Genomic DNA, 12,280 nt, shown 5'->3' with positions numbered 1-12,280 from the left:
CGTGACCCGCCCCGCCCATTGTGGGGTGGGTCGACGCGGCCCGGTTCGCCGGGCCGGGGCCCGGGCCGGGGCCCAGGCCCTACCAGAGGTCGAAGTGGAACACCTCGAACGAGGTGCCGTAGCGCGCGCCCAGCCGGGCGCCGACCGGCCGCGCGCCGCCCTGCAGGAACTCCTCGGCGTCGAAACTGCCGTCGCCCAGGCCGGTCAGGTACGCCTCATGGGCCAGCAGCGACGCGACCCCCTGGTCGAACGTGGCGGTGGTGTCCACCCCGTGGCGGGAACGCGGCGACGAGGCCGCCCACACCTGCCGTACGCGGCCCCACGGTTCGACGCCGTCGGTGAGCTGCTCCGGGAAGATCCACCGGTTGCCGGCGTCACGGACCGCGTCCAGGGTGGCCCGCCCCACCGCGATGTGGTCCGCCTGGTTGAGCACGTCAGCGCCGTCCCAGGTGGCCCGGAAGTTGTTGGTGATGACGATGTCCGGGCGGTGCCGCCGGACGACTGCGGCCAGTTCCCGGCGCAGCGGTACGCCGTACTCCAGCACCCCGTCGGGCAGGCCCAGGAACTCGACCGTGTCCACGCCCACCAGGGCTGCCGACTCCCGCTGCTCTCGCTCGCGTACCTCTCGGGCACGCGGCGGCGGCATCCCGTCAATGCCCGCCTCGCCGCTGGTGACCAGGCAGTAGACGATCTGCTTGCCCTGCCCGGCCCAGCGGGCGATGGCGGCGGCGGCACCGAACTCCAGGTCGTCGGGATGGGCCACGATCGCCAGGGCGCGCTGCCAGTCCTCGGTCACCGGCTCCAGTGGTTCAGTCATGAGCACCTCCGTCGGTGTGTCCGGCAATCCTGCCACCCGAGGCGCTGGCCCGCCCGCAGCGGCGAACTGGTCATGTCGGACGGTTCGGGCGATTACGGTGGGACCAGGTGTGTGGTTAGAGAAGATCGGGAGCGGGGTACCACCCGCGGCAGGACGCAACCGACCAATGGCGGCGGGGGCGGGTCAATCCGAGGGAGCACGATGCCACTCAACGACGATGACATGCAGACCACCAGCGGCGGCGGGGCTGAGGGTCCGGCCGACGGCGGCGCCACTCCGGGTCAGCACGACGGCGGTGCGGACGGTAGCGCCGAGGGTCCGGCCGACGGCGGCGCGACCCCGGGTCAGCACGACGGCGGTGCGGACGGTAGCGCCGAGGGTCCGGCCGACGGCGGCGCGACCCCCGGTCAGCAGGACGGCGGCGCCGACGGCGCAGCCCGGTAACGGATCGCCATGACGTATCTCGACCCGCCGGGCGGCCACGGCCGCCCGGCGGCTTCGTCTCCGGCCGCCGTGCCGTCCGGCCTCGACGAGCCCGCCGATCGGGCGTCGGCCGCGGTCGCGTTGGCCCGCTGCGTCAGCGTGGAAGCGGCGAAGTTCGCCGCCGCGCACTGGGGGCGCACCCCGCTGTTGTCCCGCGCCGACGAGTTGCCCAACCCGGCCGGCTTCACTGATCTGCTCAGCCCCGCCGACGCCGACGAACTGCTCAGCCGGCGCGGCCTGCGTACCCCCTTCCTGCGGGTGGCCAAGGACGGCCAGGTGCTGCCGGCGGCGCGGTACACCGGCGGCGGTGGCGCCGGCGCCGAGATCGACGATCAGGTCCTCGACGAGAGGATCCTCCAGCTGTACGCCGACGGTGCCACCCTGGTCCTGCAGGGTCTGCACCGCACCTGGCCGGCGCTGATCGACTTCACCCGGGACCTGAGCCTGGCCGTGGGGCAGCCGTTGCAGGTCAACGCCTACCTCACCCCGCCGGACAGCCAGGGTTTCGCCACCCACTACGACACCCACGACGTCTTCGTGCTTCAGGTCGACGGCCGCAAGCACTGGCGGATCCATCCGCCGGTGCTGCCCGACCCGCTGGAGCGGCAACCATGGGGCGGCCGCGCCGACGAGGTCGCCGCGACCGCACAGGGGCCCGCCGCGCTGGACGTCGTCCTGGAACCGGGTGACGCGCTCTACCTGCCCCGGGGTTGGCTGCACAGCGCCCAGGCGCAGGAATCCAGCTCGCTGCACCTGACCGTCGGTGTCCGGGCGTTGACCCGGTACGCGTTGGTCGAGGAGTTGCTCGCGCTGGCCGCCGAGGACCAGCGACTGCGGGCGACCCTGCCGTTCGGCGTCGACGTGGCCGATCCGGACGCCATCGAACCGGAGCTGACCGAGACGGTCGAGGCACTGCGGGAGTGGCTGCTGCGGGCCGACCCGGCCGCCGTGGCCGGCCGGTTGCGGCAACGGGCCTGGTCGGCGTCACGTCCGGCGCCGATCCGGCCGTTGGCTCAGGCCGCCGCGATCACCACGCTCACCGCCGACAGCCGGGTCACCGTCCGGGCGGGCCTGCGCTGGCAGCTGGTCGCCGAGGGCGAGCGGGTGGCGCTGCGGCTGTTCGACCGTACGGTCACCCTGCCGGCGCAGTGCGGACCCGCGGTGCGGGCGCTGCTCGCCGGCCCGGCGGTCCGCGTCGGCGACCTCCCCGGCCTGGACACCGACGCCGACCGCCTCACCCTCACCCGCCGCCTCCTCCGCGAGGCCGCCCTCACCCCCGCCTGATCGTCCCGCCGCCCAGCTCACCGTGATCAAGAAGTTTGCGTCGGTCTCGCCGGAAATCCCGACGCGAACTCTTGATCAACGAGGGGGGAAGGGTGGTCAGGGGAGGGGGAGGGCCAGGAGGAGAAGAGTGACGGTGAGGCCGGCGATGACGACGATGAGGACGGGGCGAGGGCTCAGCACGGCGTGGCGACGGTCGGCGATCAGGCGCGCCGGGATCAGGCCCAGCACCGGGCCGAGCAGCGTCACCACCAGAGCCAACACCGGCAGGCCGACAGCCAGGTCACCGTCGTTGCGGACACCCAGGGCGCGGGCGACGGCGCCCAGCGCGTACGCCAGCACCGCACCGCCGACACCACACAACGCCAACAGCGGATTGACGTTGCCCGGCAGCTCGCCGGGCTGACGGGTACGGCGCAGCAGATCGCGTACGGCGTCCAACAGCGCGACCGGGTCGCCGGTCGCGTCCGGCGCAGGCGCCGGCGGTGCCCCGGCCCGTCGCCCGCCACCGCCCAGCCGGCTGTTCAGCTCCTGCCACAGCACCGCCACCTCGGCGTCCACCCGTTCCTGCGCCTCGCGCGCGGCCGCCAGCTCCCGCTCGGCCTGGTACACCTCGTCGGCGGACTCGGCCACCGCTCGGTCGGCCGCCGCGCACTGCTGGTCGTACCAGTCCCGCGCCTCGTCGCGCTGCTCGCGCACCCGGGCGGCCAGCTCGGCGAGCCGTCGCAGCTGGGCGGTGTACGTCTGGCTGGTGACCGGTTCGTTCATCGGGCCGGCCCGTAGGGAATGATGGTCTGCCCGGTCCGGTGCACCGCCCGGTCGAAGAAGAGCCCACGCCACGGGCGGGGGTACCAGTCCGGCCCACCGCTGCCCGGGTACAATGACGGGCCCAACTCCCCGCCGTGGGTGTCCAGTGCCACCCAGGCGCCGATCTGATCGGTACGCGCGCCGGTGCCGCCCAGGTCGGCGCGCATCCGGGCCACCCCACGCCACCATGCCAACACATGGGTACGCCGTTCGGGGCCGTCGTGCAGGATCCGGCGCAGGCTCTCCAGCCCGGTGGCCCGGCCGGTGCGTGCGGCGAGCGTCCCAGCCGCCGCATCGACGGCGAACAGCAGCAGATAGTGAGGTGCTCCGGTGGCGCCGGGCGCACCCAGTGCGTCGGCCGTCTCGGCCATCAGCTCGGCCACGGTCTCCTCGTCGTACCAGGCGGCGTCGTCGGCGAGATCCTCGTACAGGGCCCGGGCCGCCGGGTCGGCGTCCGGATCCAGGCAGGCGATCGAGAAGCGGGCGCTGCCGGGGCGGTGCTGCCGGGCCAGCGATCGGGCCGCCGAGTCCAGCACCGCGCACGCCTCGTCGACCCGGGTACCCAGCACGGCCAGGTTGCGGCCGGGTGCCCGGGGCAGGCGCAGCACCGCCGAGCGGGCCTGCACGTCGATGATCTCGCCGAGCAGCGCGACCGGCCCCCGGGGCGTACCGACCTCCGGCGCCCGCAGCGCCCGGAAGTCCGGCGCGTCGGCCAGCCGAGGAACGGCGTCGCCGTCGAAGAGACGGGCGGGCGACGCCTCCGCCGGACGCATCCGCCACAGCCGGTGCTGCAGGTCGCTCCACGTCTCCCAGTCGCTGGCCGACGGGATCCGGGCCACCTGGTTGCCCTCGGAAAGGCCCGACTCGGCGTTCACCACGGCGTGGAACTTCGGCAGCGACTGGGCGGCGTCGTTGCGTTCGGCGAGGATGCGCAGCGCTTTCGGCAGCGCGATCCGCAGGGTGAACTGGGCCACCAGCGCGGGTCGACCCCACAGCGCCTCGATGCCGCGTACGTCCTGTGAGGCCAGCACCAGGTGGATGCCCTGGGAGCGGCCCCGGCGGGCCAGGTCCTCCAACAGGTCGGCCGCCTCCCGGGCGACCGCGTCCCGGCCGGCCAGCAGCATCTGGAACTCGTCGACCACCGCGACGATGCGCGGCCAGTGTCCGGTCGGGTCCACCGCGCGCAGCTCGGCCAGCTTGGTGACCTCGTGTTTCTTGGCCGCGTCCGCCCGTCGGCGCAACTCTTCGGCCAGGAAGCGCAGCAGCGCCAGGCCGAACTCCCGGTCGGTGTTGACGTTGATGCCGACCAGCCGCATGTGCGGCAGCCAGCTCGGGTCCCGCCGGCCCTGGGCGAACCGGGCGAAGGACACCCCCTCCTTGAAGTCCAGCAGGTAGAACTCCAACTCGGCGGGGGAGTACCGGGCCGCGAGGGCCCCGATCCAGGCGAAGATCAGGTTTGTCTTGCCGGTGCCGGAGGGGCCCCCGATCAACGCGTGCGGTGGATAGTCGCCGAGGGTGAGCAGCACCGGCCGGCCCTGTGGTCCCTCACCGATCGGCGCGGTCAGCCCGGTCGACGAGTCCTCTCGCCACATCTGGTCGGCCGGCGGCAGCAGATCGGTGAATGGGGTGGGCGCGGGGCCGGCGCTGACCACGGAGGCGATGTCCCGGCAGGTCTCGGTGACCAGGGAAGCCGGCGGAGGCGGGTCGAGCCGGACCGGCAGGCTGCCGATCCGGGCGCCGTCGGCGGTCACCGTCACCCGGGTAACCGCTTGTTGGTCGGGCACCGGCACACCCCGCACGATCAGGTGGACCCCGCAGGCCGCGCCGGCACGGACCACCCGGTCGAGCTGGCCGCGCTCGTGCCGGGACAGTTCGTCGCCGCCGAGCAGCACCGCGACCCGCCACGGCTCCGGCCGGCGTCCCGTCGCGGCGGCCAGGTCGCGCAGCGACGCGTGCTCGCCGGCCAGGACGGTCTCGTTGATCCGGCGGATCTGTTCCACCAGGTCGTCCAGGAGTCGACCCAGACCACCCGGGCCGACGAAGGTGAGCAGCCCCGCCGGACCCAGCGGAGCGAATCCGGCCAGCCCGCCGCCGAGCCGGTCCGGGTCGTAGCCGACCAGCCGTACGCTGCCCGGTGCCGCCCGGCCCAGGCTGCGCAGCAGCAGCGCGGCGACCACGGCGGCGCAGCCGTCGGCGTCCCCGTCCAGCGTCACGTGCCCGGAATCGAGCAGCGGTACCAGTGCCGGTACCGGCTCGGTGCCGGCCAGCCGTACGGTGCCGATCCGGGTCGCTCCCGGTGGTTCGGCTCGCTCGGCCGGGGTGGGGCGCCACCCAGGCCAGTCCGCCGAACCTGCGCCGGGCGCCTCCCGGGCCGCGGCCTCGGCCGCCTCCCGGGCCAGCACCGCCAACCGTGCCGCGTGCCGGGAGTCGATCTCGGCGAGGCGGCGGTCGCGTTCGGCGCCGACACGCTCCGGCACGCCGGCGGCGGCCCGACGTACCCGCACCGCCCGATCGTGGGCCGCCGAGAGCGTGATCTGTGCCGTGGCCGACCGTTGCCGGGACGCGCCGAGTGCCTCGGCGAGCAGTTCCCGGACGCGGGTGACCAGCTGATTGCGCCGGTCAGCCATTGATACCGCGCCTCGGCTGGCTGACTGGCTCGTCGGGGGAGGTGGGCCGGCCGTGGGAGGGCCGGTCGCCGGCACCGGGCTCGGGCGGCAGGTCGCGGCCGAGACGGTCGAGCAGGACGCCGGTGAGCACCCCGGCGGTGACCGCCGGGTCGGCGGCGTGCGGCTGCTCGCCCTCGCCGCGCCGCGGCGGAGGCATCCGGCAGACCCGGCTGAGCAGGGTTTCCAGCACCGGGGCTGGCAGGCCGGGGAGCAGGTCGCGGACCCGACCGTCCAGTTCGCGGTGCAGCCGGGCGAGGTCGTCGCCGCGCGGCGGATGACCCAGCAGTTCGCTGGCGAGGTCGCGCAGCAGCGGCGGGGCCACGGCGGCCAGCCCCAGACCGACGTCGGCGTGCGCGCCACGTAGCTCGCGGTGCAGCCGGTCGCGATCACCGGCCCGGACACCGCGTACCACCCGGTGCAGCAGTTCCCGGGAGTCAGCGATGCGTTCGTCAGGTTGTTCCGCCGGACCCTCCCGCTCGCCGGTCAGCTCGGCCACCCGCACCGACCACCAGCGACGCAGCCGCACCTCGCCGGCGGGTTCGGGCGCGGCGACCACCGGTTCGGCCGCCCCGGGCGCGTCGTGCACCGGCCGCCGTTCGGGCTGCCCCGGCGTCGGTGGCGCGCCGTCGGGGGCCAGCCCGATCGCGGCGAGGTACGCGGTCAGCTGCTCCTGGGCCAGCCGCAACGCGTAGCCGGCGGTTTCCGCGTGCTCGGTGGCGGCGGACAGCTCCGGTACCCCCATCGGGTTGGCCGACTCCTGACGTACCCAGCGCAGCCGCTCACTGGCCAGGCCGAATTTCTCCAGCGCCTGCCCGAGCAGACCCAGCGGCAACTCCTCGGCGGCGGCGCGGACCTGCGCGCCGACCTCCTCGACGATGGACACGCCCGCCCCTACAGCGTCGAGACGTACTGCTGGGCCTGCTCGACCGCGACGAGTGTCGCGGCGAGGCACTCCTCCAGCTCCTGGCTGGCCTGGGTCAGCGACGCCTGCGCCGCCTCCACCGTGGTGTGACCGCTGCCCTCCAGCGCCCCGGCGAGGGTCTGCTGCGCCTCGGCCAGTTTCTCGCCGGCGGCCTGCACGGCGCTCTGACCGTCACCGATCTGCTGAAGTGCGACATCGATGGCTGCCTTGAGCTCGGCGACGCTCGCCACGCGGAACCTCCTGGGGGCGGGGAGGACTCCATTAGAGCCTATGCCGGTAGGGGACAGAACAACTGCCCTGTCAGTGTTCCTGCCCCGCTGACCGGTTGTCGACCATAGACGCCCCGGGTCCGATTCGTGGGACCGGTGGGCGGCCGCTCACCCACCGCCACCACCGGTCAGCCACCGTGGTCCCCGCACCTCCGCGCCGTACGCGGTGACCCGCTGCCGCAGCTCGCGGTCGGCAGTCACCACCACCCGTCGCCGCTGCCCGGTGCCGGCCACCAGGTCGACCACGGCATCGTCGCCGGAGCCGGCGGCGGAGACCACGCGTACTCCCTCGACGCCCGGCACGTCCCGGGCCGCCCCCTCCACCACCAGCACCACCTCGACCGGGGGTGGCAGTTCCGGCGGCAGACCCCGCCCACTCAGCGGGACGAGCGTGTCGCGTAGTCGGGCGGTGGCGCCGGCCCGGTCGCGCCACCAGCCGTTCGGGCGCGAGCCGACCACGTTGGCCGCGTCCACGATCAGCAGCGGTGTCGGTTCCATCCGTTCAGCCTGCCATCCGGTGTCGGCAACGGCTGGTTGGCCCTTCGTGGCGTTTGTCCGGCCGGCGCCGGGGTAGCCCGTGCCGACCGTCTCGCCCGACCGCGGAGGACAGACATGATTGGACCCGGTGACTTCGGCTCCGACCCGTGGGACGAGTTCCTGGCGCGGTACTTCGGTCGGGGCGAGGGCGGGCGACGCCCGGCGCATCGGGTCGACATCACCCGACTGATGACTGCGGACGCGCGGGAGATGCTGGCCGACGCGGCGCGTCGGGCCGCGCAGAAGCAGAGCAACGACCTGGACACCGACCACCTGCTCTGGGCGGCGTTGCAACGCGAGCCGCTGCGCGACCTGGTCCGGCGGGCGGGCGCGGACCCGGACACCCTGGTCAACGCCCTGGGCGGACGCGGTGACGGCGCCCCACAGGGTGAGGTGCCGCCGAACCTGTCGTTGACCCCGGCGGCCAAGCGGGCCCTGCTCGACGCGCATCAGTTGTCCCGGGCGATGGGCGCCAACTACATCGGGCCCGAACACATCCTGATGGCCCTGCCGTTGAACCCGGAGTCGCCCGCCGGCCGGATGCTCGCCGCCGGCCGGATCCAGCCGGAGTCGTTGCAGGCCGCCAACGCCGAACGTGGTCCGGCCGGCGGGCCTCGACCGGACCGGGGCACGCCGACGCTCGACCAGTACGGCCAGGACCTCACCGACCTGGCCCGCAACGACCAGATCGACCCGGTGATCGGGCGCGCCGACGAGATCGAGCAGGCGGTGGAGATCCTGTCCCGGCGTACCAAGAACAACCCGGTGCTGATCGGCGAGGCCGGTGTCGGCAAGACCGCGATCGTGGAGGGACTGGCGGAGCGGATCTGCGACGGCGACGTGCCGCAGACACTGCTCGGCAAGCGCGTGATCCAGCTCGACCTGGCCGGCCTGGTCGCCGGAACCCGGTACCGGGGCGACTTCGAGGAGCGGCTGAAGAAGGTGATCGACGAGATCCGGGCCCACCGGGAGGAGCTGATCATCTTCCTGGACGAGATCCACACCCTGGTCGGTGCGGGCGGCGCGGGCAGCGAGGGCGGCATGGACGCCTCCAACATGCTCAAGCCGGCGCTGGCCCGCGGCGAACTACGGGTGATCGGCGCGACGACCCTCGACGAGTACCGGCGCAGCATCGAGAAGGACGCCGCGTTGGCCCGGCGTTTCCAGCCGGTGTTCGTACCCGAACCCACAGTCGAGGACACCGTGGCCATCCTGCGCGGGCTGCGGGACCGCTACGAGGCACACCACCAGGTGCGGTTCACCGACGAGGCGTTGGTGACCGCCGCGGAACTGTCCGACCGCTACCTCACCGACCGTTTCCTCCCCGACAAGGCCATCGACCTGATCGACCAGGCCGGCGCCCGGGTCCGGCTGCGCACCCGGACCCCGGACGCCGACGTGCGCGACCTGGAACAGCAGCTGGAGGAGGTACGGCGGGACAAGGAGCAGGCCGTCGCCGACGAGCAGTACGAACGTGCCTCCGCGCTGCGCGACCGGGTCGCCGAGCTGGAGAGCCAGGTGCACCGGGCCCGCGGCGACGACGGCAGCGGCAACCAGGTGCCGGAGGTGGGACCGGAGGAGATCGCCGAGGTGGTGTCCCGGGCCACCGGCATCCCGGCCAGCCAGCTCACCGAGGAGGAACGGGACCGGCTGCTGCGGCTGGAGGGTCAACTCCACGAGAAGGTCGTCGGGCAGGACGACGCGGTCACCGCGGTCGCCGAGGCGGTCCGTCGCTCCCGTACCGGCCTGGCCGACCCGAACCGGCCGATGGGCAGTTTCCTGTTCCTCGGCCCCACCGGCGTCGGCAAGACCGAACTGGCGCGGGCGTTGGCCGAGGCGCTGTTCGGTGAGGCGGACCGGATGGTCCGGGTCGACATGAGCGAGTTCCAGGAACGGCACACGGTCAGTCGACTGGTCGGCGCTCCGCCCGGCTACGTCGGGTACGAGGAGGCCGGCCAGCTCACCGAGGCGGTCCGTCGCCGCCCGTACGCGGTGGTGCTGCTCGACGAGATCGAGAAGGCCCACCCGGACGTGTTCAACGTGCTGTTGCAGGTGCTCGACGACGGGCGACTGACCGACAGCCAGGGCCGCACCGTCAACTTCAAGAACACCGTACTCATCATGACGAGCAACCTCGGCTCCGAACTGATCACCGGCACCCAGCGCGCGGTCGGCTTCGGCGCCGGCGAGCCGGGGCAGGAGAGCGACGAGCTGCGGGAGCGGCTGATGCGCCGGTTGCAGGAGAATTTCCGCCCCGAGTTCCTCAACCGGATCGACGAGGTGATCATCTTCCGTCGGCTGGAGGCCGAGCAACTGCGCCAGATCACCGAACTGCTGCTGGAGGAGACCCGTCGCCGGCTGCACGCCCAGGACATCGAGGTGGACTTCACCGCCGCCGGCATCGACTGGCTCGCCGACCACGGTTACCAGCCGGAGTTCGGCGCCCGGCCACTGCGCCGGGTGATCCAGCGGGAGGTCGACAACCACCTGTCCCGGATGCTGCTGGAGCAGCAGATCTCGCCCGGTCAGCGGGTCACCGTCGACGCCCGGGACGACCGGCTGGCCTTCGACGTGGCGGCCGGCCGGGGTCATGCCAGGGCGGAGACCTCGCATCCCCGCTGACCGGAAGGGTACTGATGACCGAACCGGACGAGGCCCGCGAAGACGAGCGGACCGAGGCGATCCTGGCGCCACCGACGGCCAACCCCGCCCGGGTGCAGGTGCCGCCGGAGGGGCTGGGCGGGCAGACCGACGAGGGGCACCCGGAGGAGTCCGGGTCGCCGCCGGTAGAGGAGGGCTGATGGTACGCGAACAGCGACTCGACCCAGAGGTGGAAGTGCTCTGGGAGGACTTCCACGCCGAGGTCAACGTGCCGTCCGAGCAACTTCGACAGTGGCTGCTGACCCGCGGCTCCGGCGAGAGCGCGTTCGGCCCCGACCCGGACCTGAACCTGCCGGAGCCGGGCCGGCAGATCCTCGCCGTGCTGCGGAAACGCAAGGTCGACCTGACGCCGGAGGACATCGACGTGATGCGTGACGCCGTCGAGCGGATCCGATCGTTGACCGCGGCCAAGCCCGGCCGGGGCAACTCCGACGACGAATGGCGGCACAGCCTGCTCGACCTGGGCCACGACGTGCTCGTCGAACGCTGACCCGCCACGGTCGTCCCCGGCGCCGCCGCATCGCGCCGGGGACGACCGTACGTCCGCGCGGGCTACTCGGCTTCGAGGCTGGCGATGGCCAGCCCGGCGGCGTCGGCGGCGGCCTGCCGCTCGGCGCGGGTCTGTTCCTCGCGGGTGAGCAGGTTCGCGTACTCGGCCAGGTCGGCCGGGTCGGGCACCTCCGGCAACCGGCGCAGGAACGCTTCGCACTCGCGGACGGCGGCGGTGTGCGCGGCGGCAGCCCGACGAAGCAGTTCGCGGTCGTCGGCGGCGGGATAGAGGTCGGTCATACCCGCCCCTTACCCGCGCTCAGCCGGTTCGCACCCGATGCGCTGACACCACCGGTGCCGGTCGCCGAACTCCGAATGCCGGGTTCCGCAGCAGCCAGGCCAGGTACGCCGGATGCGGCGCGAGGGCATCGGTGTACGCGACCAGAGCGGTCTCCAGCACCAGATCGGCGGTGCGGGCGGCGGCGGACTCCGGGTGCCAGCCCAGCATCAACCGCCAGCGCAGCGGCGCCTCGACCAGCCGGCGGGTCACCAGACCGGCGACCGGCCGGAACGTGGCCTGACACAGGGCCACTGCCTCGCCGGCGTCGACCAGATCGATGCAGCTGCGCACGTCGGCCTCGTACACCTTGCGGGGGGTGAACCCGGCCCGGGCGCAGGCGGCGGCGAAGCAGTCACCGAAGCAACCGTCCCCCGGGGCCGCCACCCACTGTTCGTGCCGCAGGTCGGCCAGGTCCACCTCGTCGCGCCCGGCCAGCGGGTGGGTCTCCGGCAGCAGCACCATGACCGGGTCGACCGCGACCTCCCGCCAGCTCAGCCCGTAGTCCGCCGACGGTGTCGAGTCACCGCAGACCCCGGTCAGCGCGTAGTCCAGCCGTCCGCCAGCGACCAGCTGGGCCAGCTCGTCGACCGACCAGGAGGCATGCGTGCTGATCTGCGCCTGCGGTTGCTCGGCCGCCAGCCGGTGCACCAGCCGACCCAGGATCGGGCTGTTCACTCCGCCGAACCGGTACCGGCGGGGGGCGTCGCCCGCGCCGGCCAATCGGGCCGCCTCGTCCTGCAGGCCCTTCATCGCCGGCAGCAGCACCCGGGCCCGGGCGAGCACCAGCTCGCCGAGGGCGGTGGGCCGCGCGCCGCGCCGGTCCCGTTCGAACAGCGGCCCACCGAGGGTGCGTTCGATCCGCTGGAGCTGGGCGGTCAACGCCGGCTGGGCCAGGCCGAGCGTCGAGGCCGCCTTGGTCACGCTCCCTGTCTCCGCGATGGCGCAGACCACCCGCAGGTGGCGCAACTCCAGGTTCATAGCGTGACGGTAGGGCCACGGCGCAGCCGG

At 73.6% G+C, this 12,280-nt stretch carries 13 protein-coding genes; 5 read left to right on the top strand and 8 right to left on the bottom strand.

Annotated elements, in window-relative coordinates; all coding sequences use genetic code 11:
* Positions 1-79: 79 nt before the first annotated feature.
* Positions 80-817 carry a PIG-L deacetylase family protein gene (locus tag O7624_RS02625; RefSeq protein WP_282238759.1) on the bottom strand — a complete coding sequence of 246 codons (738 nt, stop codon included), beginning with the start codon at positions 815-817 and terminating at the stop codon, positions 80-82.
* A 201-nt stretch (positions 818-1,018) separates the two neighbouring features.
* Here O7624_RS02625 and O7624_RS02620 point away from each other — a divergent pair, with 201 nt between their 5' ends.
* On the top strand, positions 1,019-1,261 hold the full coding sequence (locus tag O7624_RS02620; protein ID WP_093402782.1) for a hypothetical protein: 243 nt from the start codon (positions 1,019-1,021) through the stop codon (positions 1,259-1,261).
* A gap of 9 nt (positions 1,262-1,270) precedes the next feature.
* Complete coding sequence (locus tag O7624_RS02615; protein WP_282238758.1) at positions 1,271-2,584, top strand: cupin domain-containing protein; 1,314 nt, start codon at positions 1,271-1,273, stop codon at positions 2,582-2,584.
* Positions 2,585-2,680: 96 nt separating this feature from the next.
* On the opposite strand, the gene O7624_RS02610 is transcribed toward O7624_RS02615, so the two are convergent.
* From O7624_RS02610 to O7624_RS02590, 5 genes are all read right to left on the bottom strand, one after another.
* Positions 2,681-3,349 carry a hypothetical protein gene (locus tag O7624_RS02610; protein WP_282238757.1) on the bottom strand — a complete coding sequence of 223 codons (669 nt, stop codon included), beginning with the start codon at positions 3,347-3,349 and terminating at the stop codon, positions 2,681-2,683.
* A complete protein-coding gene (locus tag O7624_RS02605) occupies positions 3,346-6,015 on the bottom strand; it encodes an FtsK/SpoIIIE domain-containing protein (RefSeq protein WP_282238756.1) in 2,670 nt (889 codons plus the stop codon). Before O7624_RS02605 ends, O7624_RS02610 begins: the two co-directional genes overlap by 4 nt.
* Positions 6,008-6,937, bottom strand: coding sequence for a hypothetical protein (locus tag O7624_RS02600; protein ID WP_282238755.1), 930 nt, complete (start codon positions 6,935-6,937; stop codon positions 6,008-6,010). Before O7624_RS02600 ends, O7624_RS02605 begins: the two co-directional genes overlap by 8 nt.
* Positions 6,938-6,945: 8 nt before the next feature.
* A complete protein-coding gene (locus O7624_RS02595) occupies positions 6,946-7,206 on the bottom strand; it encodes a hypothetical protein (protein ID WP_092379879.1) in 261 nt (86 codons plus the stop codon).
* Positions 7,207-7,353: 147 nt separating this feature from the next.
* A complete protein-coding gene (locus O7624_RS02590) occupies positions 7,354-7,743 on the bottom strand; it encodes a hypothetical protein (protein ID WP_282238754.1) in 390 nt (129 codons plus the stop codon).
* A gap of 114 nt (positions 7,744-7,857) precedes the next feature.
* Between O7624_RS02590 and O7624_RS02585 the strand changes: the two genes are divergently transcribed.
* The 3 genes from O7624_RS02585 to O7624_RS02575 are packed head-to-tail and all read left to right on the top strand — an operon-like array spanning position 7,858 to position 10,933.
* On the top strand, positions 7,858-10,404 hold the full coding sequence (locus O7624_RS02585) for an ATP-dependent Clp protease ATP-binding subunit (protein ID WP_282238753.1): 2,547 nt from the start codon (positions 7,858-7,860) through the stop codon (positions 10,402-10,404).
* A 14-nt stretch (positions 10,405-10,418) separates the two neighbouring features.
* Positions 10,419-10,583, top strand: a complete 165-nt coding sequence (locus O7624_RS02580) for a hypothetical protein (RefSeq protein WP_282238752.1) — start codon at positions 10,419-10,421, stop codon at positions 10,581-10,583.
* Positions 10,583-10,933 carry a DUF3140 domain-containing protein gene (locus O7624_RS02575; RefSeq protein ID WP_282238751.1) on the top strand — a complete coding sequence of 117 codons (351 nt, stop codon included), beginning with the start codon at positions 10,583-10,585 and terminating at the stop codon, positions 10,931-10,933. Before O7624_RS02580 ends, O7624_RS02575 begins: the two co-directional genes overlap by 1 nt.
* A 62-nt stretch (positions 10,934-10,995) precedes the next feature.
* Here O7624_RS02575 and O7624_RS02570 read toward each other — a convergent pair whose 3' ends face one another.
* Entirely contained in the window at positions 10,996-11,232 is a 237-nt protein-coding gene (locus tag O7624_RS02570) for a hypothetical protein (protein ID WP_282238750.1), read from the bottom strand.
* A gap of 19 nt (positions 11,233-11,251) precedes the next feature.
* A complete protein-coding gene (locus O7624_RS02565) occupies positions 11,252-12,250 on the bottom strand; it encodes a LysR family transcriptional regulator (RefSeq protein WP_282238749.1) in 999 nt (332 codons plus the stop codon).
* Between the last annotated feature and the right edge of the window lie 30 nt (positions 12,251-12,280).

Origin of the sequence: Verrucosispora sp. WMMD1129 (assembly GCF_029581255.1) — a bacterium.
Taxonomy (GTDB): domain Bacteria; phylum Actinomycetota; class Actinomycetes; order Mycobacteriales; family Micromonosporaceae; genus Micromonospora; species Micromonospora sediminimaris.
This window is presented reverse-complemented; position numbering and strand designations above follow the sequence as displayed.